19 protein-coding genes and 1 pseudogene are annotated in these 22,184 nt (G+C 60.3%); 10 read left to right on the top strand and 10 right to left on the bottom strand.

What is annotated here, in order from left to right; all coding sequences use genetic code 11:
* Window positions 1-300: 300 nt before the first annotated feature.
* A complete protein-coding gene (locus LB555_RS00600) occupies window positions 301-2,016 on the top strand; it encodes a DUF262 domain-containing protein (RefSeq protein ID WP_224682096.1) in 1,716 nt (571 codons plus the stop codon).
* Complete coding sequence (locus LB555_RS00595) at window positions 2,016-4,262, top strand: DUF262 domain-containing protein (protein ID WP_224682095.1); 2,247 nt, start codon at window positions 2,016-2,018, stop codon at window positions 4,260-4,262. Before LB555_RS00600 ends, LB555_RS00595 begins: the two co-directional genes overlap by 1 nt.
* A gap of 250 nt (window positions 4,263-4,512) precedes the next feature.
* On the opposite strand, the gene LB555_RS00590 is transcribed toward LB555_RS00595, so the two are convergent.
* Window positions 4,513-4,662, bottom strand: a complete 150-nt coding sequence (locus LB555_RS00590; protein ID WP_224682094.1) for a hypothetical protein — start codon at window positions 4,660-4,662, stop codon at window positions 4,513-4,515.
* Window positions 4,663-4,675: 13 nt separating this feature from the next.
* Window positions 4,676-5,554, bottom strand: a complete 879-nt coding sequence (locus tag LB555_RS00585) for a GNAT family N-acetyltransferase (RefSeq protein WP_140876864.1) — start codon at window positions 5,552-5,554, stop codon at window positions 4,676-4,678.
* 234 nt (window positions 5,555-5,788) lie between these two features.
* Between LB555_RS00585 and argE the strand changes: the two genes are divergently transcribed.
* From argE to LB555_RS00560, 5 genes are all read left to right on the top strand, one after another.
* Window positions 5,789-6,913, top strand: coding sequence for an acetylornithine deacetylase (gene argE, locus LB555_RS00580; RefSeq protein ID WP_140876866.1), 1,125 nt, complete (start codon window positions 5,789-5,791; stop codon window positions 6,911-6,913).
* Window positions 6,914-6,929: 16 nt separating this feature from the next.
* Window positions 6,930-7,853: a 2-hydroxyacid dehydrogenase gene (locus LB555_RS00575; RefSeq protein ID WP_140876868.1), complete on the top strand. Its 924-nt coding sequence runs from the start codon at window positions 6,930-6,932 to the stop codon at window positions 7,851-7,853.
* A gap of 15 nt (window positions 7,854-7,868) precedes the next feature.
* Window positions 7,869-8,225 (top strand): cupin domain-containing protein, encoded by a 357-nt coding sequence (locus LB555_RS00570; protein WP_140876870.1) that lies wholly within the window; start codon window positions 7,869-7,871, stop codon window positions 8,223-8,225.
* 229 nt (window positions 8,226-8,454) lie between these two features.
* Window positions 8,455-9,498 (top strand): tartrate dehydrogenase, encoded by a 1,044-nt coding sequence (locus LB555_RS00565; RefSeq protein ID WP_140876872.1) that lies wholly within the window; start codon window positions 8,455-8,457, stop codon window positions 9,496-9,498.
* Between the two features lie 20 nt (window positions 9,499-9,518).
* Window positions 9,519-10,994: an NAD-dependent succinate-semialdehyde dehydrogenase gene (locus tag LB555_RS00560; RefSeq protein ID WP_224682093.1), complete on the top strand. Its 1,476-nt coding sequence runs from the start codon at window positions 9,519-9,521 to the stop codon at window positions 10,992-10,994.
* A 155-nt stretch (window positions 10,995-11,149) separates the two neighbouring features.
* Here the strand turns inward: LB555_RS00560 and LB555_RS00555 are convergent, their stop codons facing one another.
* Window positions 11,150-11,839, bottom strand: coding sequence for a haloacid dehalogenase type II (locus LB555_RS00555; protein WP_224682092.1), 690 nt, complete (start codon window positions 11,837-11,839; stop codon window positions 11,150-11,152).
* Window positions 11,840-12,162: 323 nt separating this feature from the next.
* On the opposite strand from LB555_RS00555, the gene LB555_RS00550 reads away from it, so the two are divergent.
* Both LB555_RS00550 and LB555_RS00545 read left to right on the top strand, forming a co-directional pair.
* Entirely contained in the window at window positions 12,163-13,002 is an 840-nt protein-coding gene (locus tag LB555_RS00550) for a GNAT family N-acetyltransferase (RefSeq protein ID WP_224682091.1), read from the top strand.
* Window positions 13,003-13,016: 14 nt separating this feature from the next.
* The gene (locus LB555_RS00545) at window positions 13,017-14,393 is read left to right on the top strand and encodes an aspartate aminotransferase family protein (RefSeq protein WP_224682233.1); all 1,377 of its coding nucleotides are present in this window, start codon (window positions 13,017-13,019) and stop codon (window positions 14,391-14,393) included.
* Window positions 14,394-14,572: 179 nt separating this feature from the next.
* Here LB555_RS00545 and LB555_RS00540 read toward each other — a convergent pair whose 3' ends face one another.
* The 7 genes and pseudogenes from LB555_RS00540 to LB555_RS00510 all read right to left on the bottom strand — a co-directional run bounded on the left by LB555_RS00540 (window position 14,573) and on the right by LB555_RS00510 (window position 21,186).
* Window positions 14,573-15,049, bottom strand: a complete 477-nt coding sequence (locus LB555_RS00540) for an Lrp/AsnC family transcriptional regulator (protein WP_140876882.1) — start codon at window positions 15,047-15,049, stop codon at window positions 14,573-14,575.
* A 10-nt stretch (window positions 15,050-15,059) separates the two neighbouring features.
* Complete coding sequence (locus LB555_RS00535; RefSeq protein ID WP_140876884.1) at window positions 15,060-16,133, bottom strand: tartrate dehydrogenase; 1,074 nt, start codon at window positions 16,131-16,133, stop codon at window positions 15,060-15,062.
* A gap of 76 nt (window positions 16,134-16,209) precedes the next feature.
* A pseudogene (locus LB555_RS00530) lies at window positions 16,210-17,535 on the bottom strand (NAD(P)/FAD-dependent oxidoreductase).
* Between the two features lie 208 nt (window positions 17,536-17,743).
* Window positions 17,744-17,905, bottom strand: coding sequence for a cupin domain-containing protein (locus tag LB555_RS29440; protein ID WP_224682232.1), 162 nt, complete (start codon window positions 17,903-17,905; stop codon window positions 17,744-17,746).
* Between the two features lie 505 nt (window positions 17,906-18,410).
* A complete protein-coding gene (locus LB555_RS00520) occupies window positions 18,411-19,127 on the bottom strand; it encodes a hypothetical protein (protein ID WP_224682090.1) in 717 nt (238 codons plus the stop codon).
* Window positions 19,128-19,147: 20 nt separating this feature from the next.
* Window positions 19,148-20,140, bottom strand: coding sequence for a 4-hydroxythreonine-4-phosphate dehydrogenase PdxA (gene pdxA / locus LB555_RS00515; protein ID WP_140876886.1), 993 nt, complete (start codon window positions 20,138-20,140; stop codon window positions 19,148-19,150).
* Window positions 20,137-21,186, bottom strand: coding sequence for a four-carbon acid sugar kinase family protein (locus LB555_RS00510; protein WP_140876888.1), 1,050 nt, complete (start codon window positions 21,184-21,186; stop codon window positions 20,137-20,139). Before LB555_RS00510 ends, pdxA begins: the two co-directional genes overlap by 4 nt.
* Between LB555_RS00510 and LB555_RS00505 the strand changes: the two genes are divergently transcribed.
* Window positions 21,185-22,147, top strand: coding sequence for a LysR family transcriptional regulator (locus LB555_RS00505; protein WP_224682089.1), 963 nt, complete (start codon window positions 21,185-21,187; stop codon window positions 22,145-22,147). The two genes, LB555_RS00510 and LB555_RS00505, sit on opposite strands and share 2 nt — an antisense overlap.
* Window positions 22,148-22,184 lie beyond the last annotated feature (37 nt).

The raw sequence follows: 22,184 nt of genomic DNA, 5'->3' as shown, positions 1-22,184 counted from the left end.
GCTCCTTTCAAGACCATAAGTGGTCGCCCCTTTTTTGGCACGAAGCAAACAATCGCGGTGATGCCGTGCATAGCCGCATTGCGCCCAATGTCAGTCATTCCAGAGATCACCGCGAAATCTGGAGCCGGACAATGTTGGTGACTTGCACGTCCATTTCTGATCTCGTCAACCCACCCGATTCGGGCCGTGGCATAAGTTCGTTTCAATGCTGCCGCACCAAGTCACAATCCTCGCTTGTTCATGGGCCGGCCAGAACAATTCATGCTCCCAACACACCAAATGCCTGACGACGAGGCACCAATGACGACTGCCCTCTCGACCATGAATGTCGGGGATATAGAGGGGCAATTCCGCATCTGCGCTTATCAGCGCGGATATCGCTGGGGCAGGCACGAAGTCCACCAACTGCTCGAGGACATTTGGGAAAGTAAAGGTCAACCGTATCGGCTGCAGCCGATCGTTGTTCGGGCCATCGGCGAGAACGAATGGGAACTAATCGACGGACAGCAGCGCCTGACAACGCTCTACCTGATCTATCTGTTCATGCAGAGATCGGAGCTGAAAAAGTTCGGCCCCCAGTATTCGATCGTTTACGACACGCGTAACAAGAGCGCCGAGTTTCTCAGGGCGCCGGATAATGCGCAGGCCGAGGATAATATCGATTTTCATTTTCTCTACGCGGCTTATGCTGAAATCGAAGCCTGGTTCGGTCCGGACGAGCACAAGCAGCAGGAACGGGCCGACAAACTGTTCATCTGGCTCAAGGACGGGGTCGAGGTGATCCGGTATGAGACGGGCGCCGAAGAGGATCCGATTGCCCTGTTTGCCCGGCTCAATGTCGGGCGCATTCCGCTTACCGACGCTGAACTGGTTAAGGCTCATCTGTTGACGCAGGTACAGGCACCGCAGCATCGTGCGGACCGCGCCTATTCGGTCGCCGCGCAATGGGACGGCATCGAGCGCGACCTCCGTCGCCCCGACATCTGGGCCTTCATCTCCAATCGGCAGGGCGACGATTACCCCACGCGGATCACCCTGCTGCTCGATACGCTCGCCGATCAGCAGCAATTATCCGATGCACAGCATGGCCAGCGCCAGACTTTCGAAAAGCTGAGGGCTGCGATCACGCGCGATCCCATGAACTTCTGGAACGCGGTGGTGGAATTGCACGCCCGCGTGCTGGGCTGGTTCGAGGATCATCATTTGTATCACCGGATCGGTTTCCTGATCGCCAGCGGAGACAGCTTTGGGGAGATACTCACCTTGGCACGGGGCAAACTGGTCAGCGAATTCACCCGAGCCCTGGTCGGACGGATTGGAGAAAAGCTAGACCTCAGCCGCAAGGCGCTTGCCGAGCTCAGCTATGAGGGTGGGGCCGGCCGTAACAAATGCCAGCAGGCATTACTGTTGATGAATGTCGAGACCATACGCCACCGCGACATGTCGGGCGAGCGCTTTCCCTTCGCGGCGCATCATGGTGACAACTGGTCGCTAGAGCATATCCACGCCCAGAATTCGGAAGTGCTGCGGAACGAGGAGGAGTGGTACAGCTGGCTCGCTCTGCATCGCAAGGTGCTGGCCGACCTGCCGATCAGCGACGAGTTTCTGAATCAGCGCGACAGCCTGCTCGCCGAACTGATGGCTGTCTCCCGGCCCATCACCAATTTGGTATTCCAGCGGCTTTCCGTAGCGGTGACCGACCTGCTGACCGCGACGGACCAGGCCGTGGGCGCTGCCAATATGGCCAATGACATGCATGGCATCGCCAATCTCGCCTTGCTGCAGAGCGGCAAGAACAGCGTGCTGAGCAATTCGGCCTTTGAAGCTAAGCGGCAGGCCCTGCTCGCGATGGACAAGGCAGGCGCTTACATCCCTGTCTGCACGCGGCAGGTCTTCCTTAAATATTTCGGCGACCATAGCGCCCGCAAACCCTATTTCTGGAGCCTGCAGGATCGGGAGGCCTATTCTGCGGCGCTCGAAAATCTGCTCGGTCCCTATCTCAAGGCGCCAGTCTAATGCGGGAAAGCTTCATTACTTCCTATGCGCACTTGTTCGAGGCGCGGGACGGCGGTACGCAGATCGATCAGGTTGAGGTGCCTCTCATCCAGCGCGACTACGCACAGGGACGTAGCGACAGCACCGCGTCCCAAATCCGCAGTTCCTTCGTCAAGTCCCTCCATAAGGCCATCGTCGACGACCACCCCATCAGCCTCGATTTCGTCTATGGCGACCTCGACCATGGCACGTTGAAGCCGCTCGACGGTCAGCAGAGGCTGACCACGCTGTTTCTGCTGCATTGGTATCTAGCATCCCGCACCGGACGGCTATCGCCGGATGACAGCTGGACGCGCTTCCGTTATTCCACCCGTCCGACGGCCGAACTGTTCTGCGAGTTGCTGGGCCGGCATGCATTTGCCGGGCCAGACACCGTGTCTCAATGGCTGACCGACCAAGCTTGGTATCTGCACACCTGGAACCATGATCCGACCGTGCAATCCATGCTTAGAATGCTGGACACCATCCATGCTCACTTCGGCGGCGCGGATTTCCAACAGGCATGGGCGCGCCTGACTGACAAGGCGCGGCCTGCGGTATCGTTTCACGTCTTGCCGCTCAAAAGCGCCGCGGAGGGCAATGCGCTCTACATCAAGATGAATTCGCGGGGAAAGCCGCTAACGTCATTCGAAAACTTCAAGGCGCGGCTTGAGCAAATAACGACCAGTCTGCCGAAGGCAGATGAATTCGCCCGGAAAATGGATACGGCCTGGTCGGACCTTTTCTGGGTCTACCGCGGCAGGGACAATCTCGTTGACGACGAAATGCTGCGGTACCTCGAATTCGTGATGGAGATTGCGCTATGGCGGCAGGGCCAATTTGCCCGGGACGACGCGTTCGAGCTGACCGTTCAATTGTTCGGGCCCGCCAACAATACGGCGGCCGCGGACAATCTGGACTGGCTCGCCCGGTCCATCGACATCTGGAGCGATATCGACATTGCTGCCTATTTCGGGTCGCAGATGCGCAGCAATACGTCGGACGCGACCTTCGGCCTGCCAGTTTTCCGTGATCAGGTGGACCTGTTCGAGCAATGTTGCAACAGTTATGAGCGACGTGAGGGCGGTCGTCGCTTCGGCTGGCCCGAGACGCTCCTGCTGCATGCCTTTATCATCCACCGTAGTGAGAAAACCACGGACTTCCCGCGGCGGCTGCGCATGCTGCGCAATCTGATCGAGGCCTCGCCCAACGAGTTGCGCCTCGAAAACATGCCCGGATTAATCAAAGACGTGGAGACTCTTGTCAGCGAACCCGACATTACAAATGCCTTGCGGCTGACGACGTTCAATACCGGGCAAGTCGGGGACGAGAATGATAAGGTCGCCGCCATCATCCGGGAACCGGCCATTGAGGCGGCACTGCTGCGCCTCGAGGATCATACCCTGCTGCGCGGCTCCCTGATCGCCTTCGACCTCGATGTCGATGCGGCGACCTTCAATGCTCGCGCCGCAAAATTCGAGAGCTGCTTCTCTGACAAGGCCCTGTGGCCCACACTGACGGCAGCCCTGCTGTCGGTGGGAAACTACAGCAGGCCCAAGGGGGCACGGTTTTATTTCGGCAGTGCCAAAGACAATGCGACATCCTGGCGTGAAGTATTGACGCGGGGCAACCGCGAGGATGCCAAGCGGACTCGGGACATCCTGGCGATCCTGCTCGACCGGCTGTCGCAATCGACGAGTGAGCCAAAGACCTTGCTGGAGGGCGTGATTGCCGACTACCTGGCCGCCGCACCAGCTTCGGATGGCTATGACTGGCGCTGGTATCTGGTCAAATATCCCATCATGCGCGACGGCAATTCGGGTATCTATGTCGGTAATGACCGTGAACTGGGCTATGGCCTATGCATGTTGGACAAAACGCAACTTAACAGCAACTACCGCGATCCATTTCTTTCGGCGATCATCAAGCACGCTGGCGCGCCCGAAGATTCCGTGCGTGACCGGTTCAACGGTTACGCGCACATTCCGCGGCTGATGGTGCTGACCAGGAGCGGAACGAAGATCCAGTGTATTCCTGACGGCTACCAAGTGGTTCCGCCAGAGGATGCGGCGCAGAATATCAGTTATCTCGCCATAGCCGCAAAATATGGCATTTCCAATAACCTGCTCTCTATACCCAAGATGTCGGCCAATAGCCCCATCGATGCGGTGGACCGGATTGTTATTGGCGGAAAAATTCTGGGCGAACTAATCGATGCCGGACTTTAGTTCGATTACGTATCTTGCAACTTCCGATGCCTGTGACTGTCGGAACCTGAAGTTCAACGGCAGTTGGACGAACGTCAGCTCGGCCCGTCCCTGAAGCCGCCAGGCAGTTTTAGGCCTTAATCCGGTCATTTCGGAACATGCGACGCCGACTAAGTGGCGATTAGAAATCCAAAAGCACTGCGCCGCAGTGTTCATGGTTTGTGCCTCGAAAGTCGCATAATTGGCAGTCCGGAACTGCGGCTGCTTCGTCTCATATCGCCGACGCGATACCGACCTTGATCAGGACTGGTTCTGTCGTCTCGCCGAGCGTTATGAGGTCGGATATGACCCCATGGGCGAGCCAGGCATAATCGTTGGAAACCGCACCACCCCAATCTGCAGTGACGCCTTTCGCCCGCATTGTGGTGACGTCCTCAGCTCAATGCGTGGCCGGCCAATCCATAAACCCACGGTCCGTTTTCTTCCCGGTTCAGGAATCGGCGCCCTTTGGACATGGTCGTGACAGTCTCGGCAATGCCGAGGCCGCTCTGCTCGAGAAACGTGGCAAACACGCCATCCTTTTCCCTGGTATCCACTCGGACGAAGCGTCCTGCAAGATTTCTCATATGAACGCCGGTGAGATGGACCGCGTCCAGATCGCTGCGCGCGACCATCGGCCCGATCACATAACCACGTCCAAACTCGCGACACATAGAATAGCCGACGATCTCGCCGCCGCGGCTCAAAGTTTGGATTGAAGCATTCGCTGAAAGCAATGCGAGCAGCCTCTCGCGGTCTGTCCCAAATGCGCGCCTGTCGAGCGCAATGATCTCCGTCAGCCTCTCGCTCGGCAACGCCTGCAATTCACCGTCCAAGGCCGGCGGGGCCGAGAGTGCCGGCGGAACCTCCCCTTGGCGCATGAATACAATTCCCTCGGTCGTGAAACCGAGTGAGACATAGAGGGGATAGGCGGCATGGGTGGCGTTGAGCGCCAAATTGCGATCGCCACACTGCTCGAGCACCTGGTCCATGAGCCATCGGCCGCCGCCTTGCGCTTGTGTGCGGGGCGTTGTGATCACCACGCCGATGGTGGCGAAATCATCCCCTTGCGGAAACCACATCGCGCTGCCGAAAACTCGGCCAATGCCGTCTACGGCAACGATGCCGCGGCCCGCGCGGCGCAGAATGTCCCAGTCCTTCGGCCGATGCGGCCAGCGGACTGAGATCGAGAGCGCGTGGAGCAGATCGACTTCGACTTCGTCGATGTCCCGCGCGACCAGTTCGAAAGACTTCAGGCGCACTGATCTCTGCATTTCAGTCGACCCGCTCCTTATCCAAGTCCCGTGCTCGCGCCCCACGTCCTGACGCCGCTGGCGGTTCCGCAGCCGTCTTTTGCCCTATGATTGCATCCGAAAGCCAGCAGGTTTCGCTGGTTACAGACCGATATTCGAAATCTTCGGCCAAAGCATAGCTTCATTCGGCACGGAATGCTCTCGCCTGCTGCCACACTTGTTGCATCCAGCGAACTGCGAGTGGAGCGGCGCCCGGTGAATGTCGAAGAGATTCTTGCGAGGCTGATCGCGTTCCCCTCGGTCGTGGGCTCGCCCAATGGCGCGATCGTCGACTGGGTGCGTGAATATTGCGAGGCGGTCGGTGCAGAAGTGACTGTCCTTCGCGGCCCCGAAGGCGATCGGTCCAACCTGTTTATCACAATCGGACCTCGGCGCACCCGCGGCTACATCTTGTCAGGCCACATGGATGTGGTGCCGGCCGGGGAACGGGAATGGAATTCGGATCCCTTCGTACTGCGCCAAGACGGCGCCAGGCTCCATGGTCGGGGCACCTCCGACATGAAGGGCTTTCTCGCTTGCGTGCTGGCTGCCCTGCCGCGGCTTGCCGCGATGAACTTGCAGCGGCCCATTCATCTCGCATTCTCCTATGACGAGGAAGCAGGTGCCCGTGGTGTGCCCCATCTCATCGCCGCCCTGCCAAACCTGTGCGAGAAGCCGCTTGGCGCGATTATCGGTGAGCCGAGCCAGATGGAAGCCGTGCGGGGGCACAAAGGCAAGGCAGCTGCGCGGCTCGAGGTGATCGGACGGTCCGGCCATTCTTCACGACCTGAGCTCGGACTGAATGCAGTGCACGCTATGGCAGGTCTCGTCACGCAGCTCGTGGCCTATGGCCAGACCCTCGCAAACGGGCCGTTCCACACGGATTTCGCGCCTCCATACTCATCATTGCAGGTCGGGGTTATTGCCGGCGGCCAAGCCGTCAACATCATACCCGATCGCTGCACCGCCGATATCGAGGTCCGCGCCGTGCCGGGTGTTTCCCCATCATCTTTGCTCGAGCCCGTAAAGGCCGAACTCGCCGCTTTACGCGACAGAGGCTTTGAGGTGGCGTGGCATGAATTGAGCGCGTATCCGGGGCTTTCGCTCGCTCAGGAGAGTGACTTGGCAGCCCTTCTGGTCGAGTTAACGGGGCGGGAGCCCCTGTCTGCAGTGAGTTATGGGACGGAGGCTGGCCTCTATCAGCAGGCTGGCATCGACGCGATCATCTGCGGTCCCGGCGATATCAGCCGGGCTCATCTTGCCAACGAATATATCGAAATCGGCGAACTTGCTGCCTGCCAGAGCATGATCGAGCGTCTCGGCACGCGCCTTGCCGCATAGCAGGAGGGAGCGGTTTATGGCCTTTCTTTTCAATTCCGACCCAGTGCGCGCAGCAGTCTTCCGCAAGGTTTTCGCACGTGAGCTCCCGGACGTCGAACTTCTCCACAGCAGCGAATGTGTCGACCCGGAGAAGGTGCGCTACCTCCTGACCTGGACGGCGCCGGACGATATCGAGCACTACCGCAATCTCGAAGTGCTGTTTTCGCTTGGCGCCGGCGTCGACCAGTTCAAGCGTGAAAGCCTGCCTCAGCAGGTGAAGCTGGTGCGCATGGTCGAGGACGGCATCATTCGCATGATGCAGGAATATGTCGTTCTCGGCGTACTGAGCCTCCACCGGGATATGGTGGCGTATCGTGAACAACAGAAGCGCCAAGCGTGGCTCGGTCTTGCCGCTCCGCAAGCCGCCGAGCGCCGCGTGGGCTTTCTGGGCCTTGGCATGCTGGCGCAGGCGGCTATCGAGCGATTGATGCCGTTTCGCTTTCCTCTCGCCGCCTGGAGCCGAAGCAGGAAGGAGCTCGACGGCGTCACCTGCTTTCATGGCGCGGACCAGCTTGCCGGCTTTCTCGCGCGCACGGACATTCTCGTTTGCCTGCTGCCATTGACGGAAGAAACCCGCGGCATTCTCGATGCGGAACTCTTTTCCCTCCTGCCGGCCGGGGCGAGGCTGCTGCATGTCGGCCGCGGGCCGCAGTTAGACCAAACCGCCCTGATCCAGGCTCTCGACAACGGTCACCTCGCCGCCGCGATGCTCGATGTTACCGATCCCGAGCCGCTGCCGGACGACCATCCACTCTGGCGGCACCCGAAGGTGGCGATCACGCCGCACATTGCTTCCATAACGCAAGCAGATTCCGCGGCGCAATCCGTCGTGGACAATATCCGGCGCCACCGCGCCGGAGAAGAACTGATCGGCCTCGTCGATCGGACACTCGGCTACTAACCAGGGAAGCATGACATGTCACTTCTGATCACGATCGACACAGATCCAACCTTCGCGCCCAAGCAGGCTTTGCCAACTCCAGAGCGGCTCATTTCGGGCAATCCATCCTTCAAGACTTGGGCGCAGGATGCTTCGAAAGGCGACAAGGTCCTGACCGGCGTGTGGGAGGCGACGCCCGGCGAAACGCATTCGATCAAGGGCACTACCTGCGAGTTCTGCCACATCGTTTCAGGCCTCGTCGAGATCGAGGAGACGGGCGGTGAGACCAAGACTTATCGTACCGGCGACAGTTTTGTGATGAAGCCCGGCTTTGTCGGCGTCTGGCGCACGATCGAAACCGTGCGCAAGATCTACGTCAGCGTTTACGACTGAGCTCAACGCTCAAGGTCCGGCCGAATAGCGTGCGTAGTGGCTCCAGAACAATCGACTTTCCAAGTCCCGCCCGACGCGATTCGACGCCGTCGGGCGGCTCATCCTCGGCGGAAAATGCGGCGCGCTGTCGACTACTGTCCCGATGAAACCCGGTAAGAGATGCCGAATGTCGCTGCCGTGTTGAGCAAGCTGCGACCATCGGTGCCCATCGGTCTCCAGGAGGATCTCAATGAAGGCTTACACGATAGCGCACATCCCAGGCGACGGCATCGGCAAGGAGGTGACTGAGGCTGGATGGGAGGTGCTTCAGGCCGCGGCAAAGCGAGGCGGTTTCGCCCTTGAAGATACAAGGTTCCCATGGTCGTGCGCCTACTACCTGGAAACCGGTGCGATGATGCCGCCAGACGGGGTCGAGATCCTACGGAAGTTCGATGCGATCTACCTCGGCGCTGTGGGGTGGCCAGCGAAGGTGGCCGATTCCGTATCGCTTCACGGACTTCTCCTGCCGATCCGGAAAGGCTTCACGCAGTATGCCAACATACGGCCGCACAGGCTGTTGCCAGGCGTTCAGGGACCTCTTCGCCGTGATGGTTTCGACATCCTGTGCATCCGCGAGAACACGGAAGGCGAATACTGCGGCGCCGGTGGGCGCATTCATTCCGGCACGGCCAATGAGGTCGCGATCGAGACGGCAATCTTCACGCGTGAGGGTGTCGAAAGGATCCTCCGCTTCGGATTCGAACAGGCGCGGACGCGCCGCATGAAGCTCGCATCTGTCACCAAGTCCAACGCGCAGAAACATTCCATGGTTTTCTGGGATGAGGTCACGCGCGAGGTGGCGAAAGACTATGCCGATGTGGAGGTCTCGCACTACCACGTCGACGCCATTGCCGCCCGCATGGTCCTGGCGCCTGAAAGCCTCGACGTGATCGTCGCCTCGAACCTTTTTGGCGACATCCTCACGGATATTGGAGCGGCCATTCAGGGCGGACTGGGTTACGCCGCCTCCGCCAATATCAACCCCGATCGCAGTGCGCCCTCCATGTTCGAGCCGGTCCACGGTTCGGCGCCTGACATCGCGCATCTCGGCATCGCCAATCCGATCGCCGCAATCTGGTCGGGCGCCATGATGCTGGGGCATCTGGGCGAGGGGCAGGCCGCGGCCGAAGTAATGACGGCAATCGAGTCCGCAACCGCACGCGGGATAGGCACGATTGCGGGCAAGGACAGCACTGAAGCAATCACGCAGGCCGTGCTGGCAGGATTAAGCTGAAAGAGCAGAGGAAAAGAATCATGAACGCAATAACGAAGATTGGTTTCCTGAAGGATGCGGACCTGTTTCGCCAGCGGGGGCTCATTGGCGATGTCTGGCAGCATGCACACAGCAACGCGACTGTCGATGTCATCGATCCGGCCAGTCTGGAAGTGCTTGGAACCGTGCCCGACATGGGCCGGGATGAGACAAGGGCTGCAATAGATGCAGCGCACGCGGCGTTCAAGGACTGGAAGGCCAGGACCCACGCCGAACGCGGAGCGCTTCTGGAACGCTGGCACAGCCTGATACTGGAAAATGAAACGGACCTGGCGTTGCTGCTGACGCTGGAACAGGGCAAGCCTCTGGCGGAGGCCCGCGGTGAAATCCGCTATGGCGCCTCCTTCGTGAAATGGTTCGCCGAAGAAGCACGCCGGATCGGCGGCTCGACCATTCCGTCTCCCACGGCCGATCGCCGCATTCTGGTGCTGAAGGAGGCCGTCGGCGTCTGCGCCATCATCACGCCATGGAATTTCCCCAACGCGATGATCACGCGTAAGGTGGCGCCGGCGCTGGCCGCGGGTTGTACGGTTGTCATCAAGCCGTCTGAATTCACGCCATTCTCGGCGCTGGCGCTCGGCGTCCTGGCGGAACGGGCGGGTATCCCTGCCGGCGTGATCAACATTGTGACCGGCATGCCCACCGAGATCGGCAACGAATTCATGGCTAACGAGACGGTACGCAAGATCTCGTTCACCGGCTCGACCCGCGTCGGAGCGCTGCTCATGCGTGGCGCGGCCGATAGCATCAAGCGGCTCAGCCTCGAGCTCGGCGGCAATGCGCCGTTTATCGTCTTTGACGACGCCGATCTGAGCAATGCAGTGGAGGGTGTGATCGCATCCAAGTTCCGCAATGGCGGTCAAACCTGCGTCTGCGCGAACCGGATTCTCGTGCAAGCGGGCGTTTACGACGCTTTCGCCGAAAAGCTGAGCCAACGTGTCAACCGCATGAAGGTTGGCGCGGGGACCGACGACGGCACTGAGATCGGCCCGATGATCAATGCGGCGGCCATCGACAAGATCGAGCGTCACATCGCGGATGCACAGGCGAAAGGCGCGCGGATCATCGCCCAGAGTGAGACGGTGCCGGAGGGCAAGCAATATGCACGGCCCGTCGTTCTGGGAGGGGCTACGACCGAGATGCTGCTGGCATCGGAAGAGACCTTCGGCCCGGTGGCACCGCTGTTCCGGTTCGAGACGGAGGACGAGGCCATCGCGATCGCAAACGGTACGCCGTTTGGCCTTGCCGCCTACTTCTACACCGAAAATCTCAAGCGGTCATGGCGTGTTGCCGAGGCGCTGGAGTTCGGTATGGTCGGGCTCAACACGGGCATGATCTCGACCGAAGTTGCGCCTTTCGGCGGTGTCAAGCAGTCAGGGGTGGGGCGCGAAGGATCCCAGCTCGGCATCGAGGAATATCTCGAGGTCAAGACGCTTCATGTTGGCGGGCTGAACTAGTTTCTCTTGCGAGCAGGTTGAAACCCCTGCAGCTTCCAAAGTGTTGGAACAACAAGAAAGGGGCGGTGAAAACCGCCCCTTTCTTGCTGCAACCGGTGATCATTAACGTGGTGGAGCGCGCCTCAGCCTGGCGCGGCTGCAGTAGCAACAGACGTTCAGGCGAATTCCCGAACGGGCTCCAATCCGACGGCGCCGGCCAGCCCGCCGATATCCTTGATTTCGGTGTACTCGTAGTAAGGGTTGGCGGGTTCGTGGCCGCGATTCACCCACACCTTGCTCTTGATGCCAAGATCGTAGGCGGTCATGAGATCGTAGCGGAATGAGGACGACACATGCGTGATGTCTTCCGGGCCGCAGCCGAGCTTGTCGAACATGTACTCGAAGCCCTTCATATGCGGCTTGTAGGCGCCGGTCTCCTCGGCCGTGATGATCATGTGGAAGGGTGCGCCAAGTTTCTCCACGTTCGACATGATCAGGCTCTTCATGGAGTTCGACAGGATCACCAGCGGAATCTCCCTGGCGATCCTGGCCAGCCCCGCCGGGACATCCGGGTGCGGACCCCATGTCGGTATTTCCGAATAAATGCGCTGGGCATCCCCGGGGCGGAACGTCACATGGTTGCGCTTGCAGGCGCGCTCCACGGAATTGTGCACGACCTCGCTATAAGGCTTCCAGGCGCCAAGAACCTCATCGAGGCGATACGCCGAGAAATCCTTGATCAACTGCGTCATTACGGCGGGGGAGAGCTCCGCACCGTAAACTCGTCTTGCCGCGCCGGCCATGTCGAAGTTGGTCAGCGTACCGTAGCAATCGAAGGTGATGTATTTCGGTCTGAAACGCGTCATTGGCGTCTATCCTTCCAATCCTGGCGGCACCGCGTGCCTTTAACGACAAGGATCATAACGAGCAGCGGAAAGGACTAGTCACCGCATTCTTTGCCGCTTGAAGCAGATTGTTTTGTATCGTGGCAGGGCTTTGGCAGAGAGTTGCGCACGACGTGGTTCCGAGCTTGCCAGGCGTTTCCCTCGTCCGCCGGCTGGTCGGCATAAGATGCGGCGCGGGCGGCAAAGGAAAGTCAAAACACCTATGGCTCAGGTTCCGGTCGGGAGGAACTGCTGTCGGCCGCAGCCTAACTTGGCATTGAAGAATTCAGGCCGGGAAACGACCCATGACCGCAGAGCGGGTCACGCTCAAAACGATGACAGCCGAGCATCTGAGCGATGCTGTCGAATTGTCCCGTCATGTTGGATGGCCGCACAGTCGTGAAGACTGGGAACTGATGCAATCGCTCAGCCAAGGCGTCGTTATCCAGGAGGAAGGACGCGTGGTGGGGACGATCTTGATGACGCCCTATGGCGACGATGCCGCTACCGTCAACATGGTCATCGTCGATGCCGCACTGCGCGGTCGCGGGCTCGGCCGCAAGCTGATGGAGAAGGCGCTTGCCAAGGCAGGCGGGCGCGCCTGCTATTTGGTGGCGACGCAGGAAGGACTCCCGCTCTACGAGAAGCTGGGATTTGTCGCGACCGGCAAGATCGTGCAGCACCAGGGCCTGGCGCCGTCTGTCGACGCGCCGGCACATGTGTCATGGGGCGAGCCCGGCGACCACGCGCGCCTTGTTGCTCTGGATCGCACGGCGTTTGGTCATGACCGGTCGGCACTCATGAGCTCATTGCGCGAGCGCGCAAAGTTCGCCGTCGTTCGCGATCAAGGTGATGTTCAGGCGTTTGCGGCAATTCGTCGGTTTGGCCGAGGGCTGGTCATTGGGCCGGTGGTGGCAAGGAAGCTTCACGAAGCGAGATGCCTTGTCGACTTCCTGCTGGCCGACAGTGCGGGCGAGTTTGTCCGCATCGACACTGATGAATCCACAGATCTCGGCGAGTGGCTTACCCGCCGCGGGCTGGCCCGCGTAGGCGGTGGCATAACGATGCGACGAACCGCAGGCGAGCCGAAGGACGAAACCAAACCACACCGAACTTATGCGCTCGTCAGTCAGGCGCTACGCTGAAATCGGAGGAAGAAATGCTTGCAAACTCCCTGATCGAACTCGATCGCGCACATCTGGTTCACCCGTTTTCATGCTACCGGAGCCACGAAGAGACGGGCGTGCGTGTACTCAAATCCGCCAAGGGCGCGACAGTGACCGAGGCAAGCGGGAAAACCTTGCTGGACGGATTCGCGGGTCTATGGTGTGTAAACATCGGATACGGGCAGGAAAGCGTCGTCGAGGCGGCGGCCAAGCAGCTAAGAGAGCTTCCTTATGCGACGGGATATTTCGGGCTTGGGTCTGAGCCGGCCATTCGTCTTGCCGCCCGGCTTGCCGAACTGGCGCCTGGCGATCTGAACCATGTCTACTTCACGCTGGGCGGGTCCGACGCGATAGACAGCACGATCCGTTTCGTTCGCTATTATTACCACGCCAAGGGCACGCCGCGAAAAGACCAGTTTATCTCGGTCGAGCATGGCTACCATGGATCCTCGACGGTAGGGGCAGGTCTGACCGCGCTGCCGGCTTTCCATGCTGGCTTTGGCGTGCCTTACGACTGGCAGCACAAGATCCCCTCGCACTACGCCTATCGCAATCTGGTCGGTTCCAACCCGCAGGCGATCATCGATGCATCGGTCGCGGCGCTGCGGGCCAAGATCGCTGAACTGGGCGCCGATCGCGTCGCGGCCTTCTACGCCGAACCCATCCAGGGTTCGGGGGGTGTCCTGGTTCCACCGACAGGTTGGCTAAAGGCCCTGCACGCCGTGTGCAAGGAACACGACATTCTGTTCGTCGCCGACGAAGTCATCACCGCGTTTGGCCGCACGGGCCCCCTTTTCGCCTGTGAAGAGGACGAGGTCGTGCCGGATCTGATGACCACGGCGAAAGGACTGACGTCGGGCTACGTGCCGATGGGCGCCGTCTTCATGACCGACCATGTCTACAATACGATCGCGGACGGAGCCGGCAAAGCGGCTGTCGGCCACGGCTATACCTACTCAGCCCATCCGGTGAGCGCGGCAGTCGGGCTCGAATGCCTGCGTCTCTATGAAGATGGCTTGCTCGAGAACGGGCGCAAGGCCGGGAAGCGCCTGATGGACGGCCTCCGCTCGCTCGCCGATCACCCGCTGGTTGGCGATATTCGCGGTCGCGGCATGCTGGCTGCGATCGAGCTGGTCACGGACAAGGAGCGCAAAACGCCGCTGCCGGCGGCGGCCGACCCGGGGCGCCGCATCTTCGACCGCGCCTGGGAGAACGGCCTTGTCATTCGCGCCTTCAACAGCGGCATCCTCGGCTTTGCGCCGCCGCTCTGCTGCACCGACGACGATATCGATGGTATCCTCGAACGCACCCGGATGACGCTCGATCAAACACTCGAAGACAAGGATGTGCGGGAAGCGATGAAGGGGTGATCCTTGCCATCGCCGAGCCGCCTCGGTGGCGCTGCTCTCCAGACAACAAAAGGGTGATGGTTTCCCGGGAAAAGCGCATAGCGCTTTCCCTTGGGAATTGCGTCAAACCGAAGAGTTAGAGCGGTTAGCCGTTTTCGTGAAACGGTGAGATGCTAGGTCCAAGACTGCGGAGCGGCTGTTCATTTGTCGAAAATGACATCGAGAGGCAAATGGGATTTTACGATCGGTGACTTCAGCACGACGAAGCTGAAATATTTGTCGATCCCGATATCCAACTCGAGCATGCGCTCCATGATCGTTTGATACTCGCTTATGCCCGCTGTCACGAATTTCACAAGGTAATCGTAGCCGCCCGAAATCAGATGGCATTCGATGACGGAATCTACTTTCTGAATGGCGGTGAGAAATCTCGCGAAGTCGTTCTGTTGATGGTGCTTGAGCGTAACTTCGGTGAAGATCGTTAGGGTCTGTCCGAGCTTGGACACATCGATCTGGGCGGAATAGCCGGTAATGAAGCCTTCCGCCTGAAGCTTTTTCACCCGCATCAGGCAAGGGCTTGGCGATAGATTGACCAGGTCGGCAAGCTCGACGTTGGTGACCCGCCCGTTCTTTTGCAGTTGGGATAAGATCTTGATGTCGATCTTGTCGAGCTTCATTGCATACCCGTCACACGTTAGAACCGCGGATCGTGCGGCAGACGGCGTCCGTCACGTCCTGCGTGGTCGCTGTGCCACCCACGTCCGGCGTCAGCACGCCCTCACTCGTCACTGTTTCCACAGCGCTCATCAACCGGACGGCGGCTGCGCTTTCGCCCAGATGTTCGAGCATCTGGGCAGCGGTCCAGAAGGTGGCGACTGGGTTGGCGATACCCTTGCCGGCGATGTCGAAGGCCGAGCCGTGAATTGGCTCGAACATAGAGGGATAGCGCCGCTCGGGATCGATGTTGGCGGTCGGTGCAACGCCGAGACTGCCCGCGAGCGCGCCTGCAAGGTCCGACAATATGTCGGCGTGAAGATTGGTGGCGACGATCGTGTCGAGGCTGCGAGGTTTGAGTGTCATGCGCACCGTCATAGCATCAACCAGCATCTTGTCCCACGCGACGTCAGGGAAGTCCTGCGCTACTTCGGCTGCGATTTCATCCCACATTACCATGCCGTGACGCTGCGCGTTGGATTTCGTAACAACAGTCAGTAGCTTTCGCGGCCGTGACCGCGCCAGCCGGAATGCATAGCGCATGATGCGGGTGACGCCGACGCGCGTAAAGATCGCGACTTCGGTTCCGACCTCCTCGGGGAGACCGCGGTGAGCACGGCCGCCATGGCCGGAATACTCGCCCTCGGAATTCTCGCGCACGATCACCCAATCCAGGTCGCCGGGGCCAACGCCCGCCAGCGGCGAAACGATGCCGGGCAATATCCTGGTCGGCCGCACGTTCGCGTACTGATCAAAGCCTTGGCAGATCGGCAGCCGGAGACCCCAGAGCGTGATGTCGTCAGGCAGATCGGGGGAGCCTACCGCGCCAAAGAAGATGGCATCGAAGCGCTTCAGTTGCGACACTCCATCTTCGGGCATCATCAGGCCATTGGCCTTGTAGTAGTCCGAGCCCCAGGCGAAGTGCTGGACGCGCAGCTTGAAGTCGCCGCAACGCTGCTGCAGCGCCTCAAGTGCCTGGAGACCGGCTGCGATCACCTCTGGGCCAATCCCGTCGGCAGGAATGGCGGCAATCTCGTATTCTCGCATCGTCTCTTCCCTGTTTCAGCACCGGCTGCTCGGGCCTCAATCTCGTCTGCGACCGATTGTACCTTGGCTGATCTTCTCAGAATTCAGCGACCTTGCCCCACGCACCGGTCTTCAGGCGTTCTGGCCTATAAGGACGCGGATCGACGATAGGCTCGCTGCCAGTGATGATGTCTGCGATCATATGCCCCGCGCCGAGGCCAATGCCGAAGCCGTGACCACTGAATCCCGCCGCCAGGATGAAACCCGGAATCCCTTCCACTTCGCCGATCGCTGGAATGCCGTCGGGTGTGCTGTCGATATAACCCGCCCAGGCATCGGAGATCGCGACGCGATTGAGTTCGGGGATCAATTCGCAGGCTCTTCGATATGTCAGCCGGATCTGTCCCATGTCGGGCTTCGGGTCGAGAATCCGGTTCCGTTACATTGGCGTAATATCGTCAAGGCCCCATTTGCGCAGGCTTTCATGTCCCTGACGCCAGCCCTCGAAGGCGCCCGGGGCGAGATTGCGCCAGCGGCGGGCGAACATCGGCAAAAACTCGCGGCTGAACCTGAATTGCTGCGGCGTCGGGTCGACGCGAGCCCGTCCGCTGATCGCCAGCGTGTATGCACCGTTGCTGCGCCGCGTCAGCGAGACGCTCGCTGTGTGCAGGGCATCGGGCAGGCCGATTGCGCCTGGCGCCACGGCTAGAATGGATTGACGCACGGCAGCTTGCGGGAAGCGCATACCAAGCTGGTTGCAAAAGGAGGAGGCCCACGCGCCTCCGGCCATGACCACGATCTTCGTACGGATGGTTCCCGCTTCCGTCACGACGCCGCTGACCCTGCCGGCGCTCAACTCCAGTCCACGCGCCGCGCAATGCTGATGCACGGTACCGCCCGCCGCCAAGATGCCGCGCGCGGCAACCGGCACTGCCTTGGAGGGATCCGCCGTTCCGTCAGTCGGTGAGAAAACGCCGCCCTTCCATTTGCGTCCGGTCGCCTTGCCCTTCTCGGTGGCTTCCTCAGCGCTCAGAACATGCGTCGTAACGCCTACCGTCCTGGCGAAGTCACGCCATTTCGCCCAGCCCGCGAGTTCATTTTCGTCCTGTGAGAGATAGAGGAGCCCGCAACGGCGAAATCCGGTATCCCCGCCAGTCTCCTGTGCCACCTTCTCCCAGAGATCGAGGCTCTTGGTTGCCATAGGCAACTCGCGCGCATCGCGGTTCTGCTGGCGGCACCAGCCCCAGTTTCGGCTGGACTGCTCGGCGGCCACGCGCCCTTTCTCTACCAGGGCGACGCTGACGCCGCGGCGCGCGAGATAATACGCCGTGAACACGCCCACGACGCCGCCGCCGATGACGACGACGTCCGCCTCGCGGGGGAGGGAAGGGCTGCACTCGATGTGCATTAGCGGCGCGGGCATCTGCGGAACTCCGGAAACTCTGAAGCATTCTAACTCGCGCCGAGAATAGGCAGGCTGCGGAGTTGTGTGCCTGGACGGAATGTCCTGCGGTTAGTGACCCTTAGGACGTGCAATTATTGCGTGAAAAGCTCGCTGGCGTCCCACCTCACAGAGGGAGGTAGGCTGAAGCCTAAAAGCCGCCAGGGGACATGATGGATCTCGCTCTACGTCAGGCCTGGACGCTTTGGACCACGAAAAACTTCGCCACGCGATCGTTGCTTTCCCATCCGATAGATGCGCCCTGGGGCACGAAAAGCGCATCTCCGGTGCCCGCCGACAGTACGCTGCCATCGAGCGCGGCGAATCGTACACTCCCGGCCAGCAGATGCATGAACTCGTTCTGGCGATGCGGGCGAAAGGCCAAGCAAAGCCTCGGCCGGTAGCGAAGCAGACGGCTTGAAGTCGGCGTCGGCGCGCAATGGGACAAGGCCGGGCTTCGTCGGTTTGTCGCAAGCGGCCGCGCAGAACGAAAACCGCACGCCTGATTCAGTCTGGATGCGAAGCGTGGTGCCGCATCCGATGACAGCACCCGCTTGCGGACCGAGCACCAGCGGGGCCGCGCCGGCCGCCGTCAGGATCAGCTCTCCTTCCACCACGACGATGGTTTCGATGTGGGGGAAGCTTGCGACTTCGAGCTCACCAACAAAGCTGGTTCGGCCCACGATCATCGAGTCCGGTCCTTCCCAGGCGATTTCGCGATCTCCCACAAAGGGATCATCCGTGCCGAACGCTGTCCTGCGGAAAGGGGTTGCAACGGGGGCGCCGTCGGCGCGATGCAGCACTATAGCCACGGTCATGATTGCTCCTGCGAATTGCGCCATGATGTCACTGAAAACTTAGCAGACGGCACCGTCGTGAATTGGCGAAAGGTGCTTGTTCAGGACAGCGACGTCGCGAATGATTGCGGTGAGTTGGCTTGTTAGGTCATTCCCATTGGCCGGGTATTTGCCATCCAAAGCCGCAGTCCCAATCGTAAAGCCAGCTGCGCCGGCGCTTTGCACAACTGCAATTCGTTCAGGGGTGTCGATCGAACCTGCAACGTAGACAGGCTTGGTGACTGCAGCGCAGACAGCCTTCATCAGCTCAGGCACGTTCTCCGCCGAACGGTATGCCAGCAGGTCCAGGCCATGCACTCCATCGTGCTCTGCAACCGTCTTGGCACTTTCGACAATTTCGTCGATGGCGCCTTCAAGCACGCTCGGATGACCTGCGATCCGACCCGGAAACGGGAAGTACTGGATGCCGGTGTCCTTGATGATCGGCAGCACATCGTCGACCCGCGTGCCACCAAGAAGAACGTTAACGCCGATTTCGGCAGCTGCCCTTGCCGAAGCAATTTCGCTTTTGCGGTCCAGTGACACGACTTCCAGATAGGAAGTTGCACCGCCCGCCCTGATGGCTGCACTGAGGCCTTTCAGCTGCTCGATCGGCAAGCCGATATCCTTGAACCCGATGTGCCGCACGCCGAGGCTGAGCGCAGTTTTTAGCTGCTGTGAGGCGTCCGGAACCGTTCGGTCGTTGCGCGTGAGCATGAAGATGAAGCGTAACCCCATTGGTGTGATTCCTTTCGTATCTAGTTCTTCTTGGTTTGCGCCAACACGAGGCGCTTGGCGTAGGCAAGTGCTGTTTCCAAGCTGGCGTGGTCTGCAATTCCACGGCCCGCGATATCGAACGCCGTGCCGTGATCTGGGCTGGTGCGGACGAACGGCAGGCCAAGCGTGATGTTCACGCCTTTTTCCAGCCCGAGATACTTCACAGGGATCAGCCCCTGATCGTGGTATTGTGCCACCACAAGATCGAATCGACCTTGACGTGCTTGCATGAAGACAGTGTCGCCAGGATAAGGGCCAGTGGCATCGATGCCCTCGGCTCGGGCCGCGTCGATTGCAGGTCGTATGATCCGGATCTCCTCGTCGCCGAAGAGGCCACCTTCACCTGCGTGCGGGTTGAGACCTGCTACGGCGATACGCGGGGTCGCGAAGCCGAGAGCTTTTCCACCCTCATGGGCAAGCCGGATAGCGGATAGCTGAGCGTCGAAATCGCCTTGTTCGATCGCCTTGCTCAGCGACGTGTGGATCGTGACGAGCACTGTGCGGATGTCATCGTTGGCAAGCATCATCGCCACGCGCTTGGCACCGCCGTAGTCGGCCAGAATTTCGGTATGGCCGGGGTATCTGATACCCGCGCTGGCCATCGCCTCTTTATTGATCGGCGCCGTGACGATGCCGCTTACCTCGCCGGACTTCGCTGCTGCGATCGCTGCAACGAGGGCGTCGAAGGCCGCCTGCCCGGAGATCGCGCTGATACTCCCGATTGGAGGAGGCTCAGTAATCCGGGTGGTGTCGATGACTTCAATTGCCTGCGGCGGGAACTGGGCTGCATCGGCCGCATTGATGCGTCGCACCTCGACGTTCAACCCGAGCCGCCGCACGATGTCCTGCATGACAACATAGCTGCCGAACACGACGACGCGTTCGCCGCCCTTCGCAAGCACCTTCGCCACGATCTCCGGCCCAATGCCGGAGGCGTCGCCCATTGTGAGAGCAAGCGGGGGAATGTTCTTCATTGGGTTGCTCCACGTATCCGCGCGACGGCGCGCTCCAGAGCGTCGTCACCGCCAAAGCCACCCGCCTTCATAGCGAGCAAGAGCGAGCGCCCATCGCCAAGCCTGGCGAGACCAAGCGGGAATCCGGGATCGAGTTCTTGCAGGATCTCGAACTCACGGACGTTGAGAAGGTCCAGGATCGCTTCCATCGTGTCGCCGCCGGTGGCGATCAAAGCGCCGAAGCGTAGGCTTTGAAGCTCTCGCGCTGCGTCTTGTGCGATACGGCGCAGCACCGCTGCCGAGTCCCCTTCGCGCGTTCTTGGTCCGCGCAGCAGCATAACGCCGCTAGCCTCCTGGAGTTGATCTGCCTGCTGATGACTGCGCAAATTTGCGCTCCCAATGACGACCAAGACATCGCTGCTGATGCCATCGAGCAATGGCAGTGGTAGGGTCTTCGCCGGCACAAAACGCCGCGATAGCGCTGTAGCCATTCCAGGAGAGCCAACCCAAAGGATCGACGCTGGATCCTCGATGGCAGCAATCTGTGAGTCGAGTTCTTCCTGCGTTTCAGCATCAAGCAGCGTGACATTCTTGATGCAGCTTGGGACCAGGTCGACTAGCGCGGAATGCCGCACGGGATGCACAGGGTCATGGCCATACGAACTTTCCGAGACCGGAATGCCGTCAACAAGCTGAATGCCCCTCACCGTCGTACGACCGGCCTGCGGGAACGCCGGTGCAAACACCAGTGCTTTGCGGCCGCTCGCCGCAAAACATGCTTCAAGCTCAGCCGTTATGTGACCGCGAAGTGTGGAGTCTACCGTTTTATACAGCACGGTATGGCTGGCAAGTCGGGCGGTCAATCGAGCGACCGCCTCGAACGCTTGCGATGGAGTAGCAGACCGCGAACCGCTATCGACTGCCATTACCGCTGCCGCTCGGCTCGGAAGCTGGCCCCTGCCGATCGACGCAGTCAAGCCGCGGGCGACGAAAGGTGCTGCGCCATCTGCCGCGCTGGTGAGGTCGTCGGCGAGGACCGCTATACTGGGTTGATGATTGGTGCGCATGCATCAATTAACAAAACTCCACCAACCACGAATAGCGATAGTTTCTGACGGGATCGGTGATATATTGTCACCGATGGATCGCTCAGACATACCATCGCTCGACGACCTGCGAGCGTTCGAAGCAACAGCGCGGCTGGGCTCGGTCCGGCTTGCAGCAGACTCGCTTGCACTCACGCACGGCGCCGTCAGTCGCCGTATCACCAAACTCGCCAATGACATCGGGGTCAGGTTGTTTGAAAAGAATGGGCGAGGCCTGCGGCTCACCCCGGCCGGCGAGACGCTCAACCTTACCCTCAGCAGGTTTTTCGGCGAGTTGGCCGCCACAGTGCAAAGCCTGCGTGCTGCCAATGCCGGGAGGAGTGCCCTGGTGCTCTCCTGCGAGCCTTCAGTTGCCATGCGTTGGCTCATTCCGCGGCTTGGGGCGCTTCAAGTGGCGCATCCGAACATGGCCCTCCACCTCTCCGTTGGTGGAGGGCTTGTGGACTTTCATAAGAAACAGGTCGATCTCGCTATTCGACGGCTGGACTTCGCTGTGCCTGAGACGTGGAACGTCCGGCCCCTTTTTCCCGAAAGGGTTGGGCCTGTCATGAGGCCGGAACTCGTGCCAGAGTTCGAACATGGCGACTATCTCGCTCTCGGGTCGAAGACCCGACCTGAGGCGTGGGCGCAATGGCTGAAGACCCATCCGTCGGCGCTTCGACCCACAGAAATCCGTTACTTCGACAATCACGCCCTGATTGTCGAAGCTGCATCTGCAGGCCTGGGTGTAGCCCTCAGTCCGCTCGTACTCGCGATTGACGATGTGGAACGAGGAAGCCTGGAGGCACCTGCTGGCTTTGATCCTGACGGCAGTCAGTACGGGTTGATATGGTTGGGCTCGACTGAACTACAAGGTGTGGAGTTTGAACTCGCAGAGTGGCTCCAGGCGCAGTTCAGCCGCCTGGGCCCAAATCACCTTTGAAAGAGCGCCCTGCGAGCTTCGCCCAGCTAAATGTGGT

It is taken from the genome of Mesorhizobium sp. BR-1-1-10, assembly GCF_020165595.1.
Lineage (GTDB): Bacteria > Pseudomonadota > Alphaproteobacteria > Rhizobiales > Rhizobiaceae > Mesorhizobium > Mesorhizobium australicum.
The sequence above is the reverse complement of the archived record's forward strand: the minus strand, read 5'-3'. Positions and strand labels throughout refer to the sequence as shown.

Excerpts from the sequence above, each read along its gene's own strand:
- LB555_RS00600 (WP_224682096.1), top strand. The coding sequence starts at position 301 with ATGACGACTGCCCTCTCGACCATGAATGTCGGGGATATAGAGGGGCAA.
- LB555_RS00595 (WP_224682095.1), top strand. The coding sequence starts at position 2,016 with ATGCGGGAAAGCTTCATTACTTCCTATGCGCACTTGTTCGAGGCGCGG.
- LB555_RS00590 (WP_224682094.1), bottom strand. The coding sequence starts at position 4,662 with ATGCGGGCGAAAGGCGTCACTGCAGATTGGGGTGGTGCGGTTTCCAAC.
- LB555_RS00585 (WP_140876864.1), bottom strand. The coding sequence starts at position 5,554 with ATGCAGAGATCAGTGCGCCTGAAGTCTTTCGAACTGGTCGCGCGGGAC.
- LB555_RS00575 (WP_140876868.1), top strand. The coding sequence starts at position 6,930 with ATGGCCTTTCTTTTCAATTCCGACCCAGTGCGCGCAGCAGTCTTCCGC.
- LB555_RS00570 (WP_140876870.1), top strand. The coding sequence starts at position 7,869 with ATGTCACTTCTGATCACGATCGACACAGATCCAACCTTCGCGCCCAAG.
- LB555_RS00565 (WP_140876872.1), top strand. The coding sequence starts at position 8,455 with ATGAAGGCTTACACGATAGCGCACATCCCAGGCGACGGCATCGGCAAG.
- LB555_RS00560 (WP_224682093.1), top strand. The coding sequence starts at position 9,519 with ATGAACGCAATAACGAAGATTGGTTTCCTGAAGGATGCGGACCTGTTT.
- LB555_RS00555 (WP_224682092.1), bottom strand. The coding sequence starts at position 11,839 with ATGACGCGTTTCAGACCGAAATACATCACCTTCGATTGCTACGGTACG.
- LB555_RS00550 (WP_224682091.1), top strand. The coding sequence starts at position 12,163 with ATGACCGCAGAGCGGGTCACGCTCAAAACGATGACAGCCGAGCATCTG.
- LB555_RS00545 (WP_224682233.1), top strand. The coding sequence starts at position 13,017 with ATGCTTGCAAACTCCCTGATCGAACTCGATCGCGCACATCTGGTTCAC.
- LB555_RS00540 (WP_140876882.1), bottom strand. The coding sequence starts at position 15,049 with ATGAAGCTCGACAAGATCGACATCAAGATCTTATCCCAACTGCAAAAG.
- LB555_RS00535 (WP_140876884.1), bottom strand. The coding sequence starts at position 16,133 with ATGCGAGAATACGAGATTGCCGCCATTCCTGCCGACGGGATTGGCCCA.
- LB555_RS29440 (WP_224682232.1), bottom strand. The coding sequence starts at position 17,905 with ATGCATCTGCTGGCCGGGAGTGTACGATTCGCCGCGCTCGATGGCAGC.
- LB555_RS00520 (WP_224682090.1), bottom strand. The coding sequence starts at position 19,127 with ATGGGGTTACGCTTCATCTTCATGCTCACGCGCAACGACCGAACGGTT.
- pdxA (WP_140876886.1), bottom strand. The coding sequence starts at position 20,140 with ATGAAGAACATTCCCCCGCTTGCTCTCACAATGGGCGACGCCTCCGGC.
- LB555_RS00505 (WP_224682089.1), top strand. The coding sequence starts at position 21,185 with ATGCATCAATTAACAAAACTCCACCAACCACGAATAGCGATAGTTTCT.
- LB555_RS00510 (WP_140876888.1), bottom strand. The coding sequence starts at position 21,186 with ATGCGCACCAATCATCAACCCAGTATAGCGGTCCTCGCCGACGACCTC.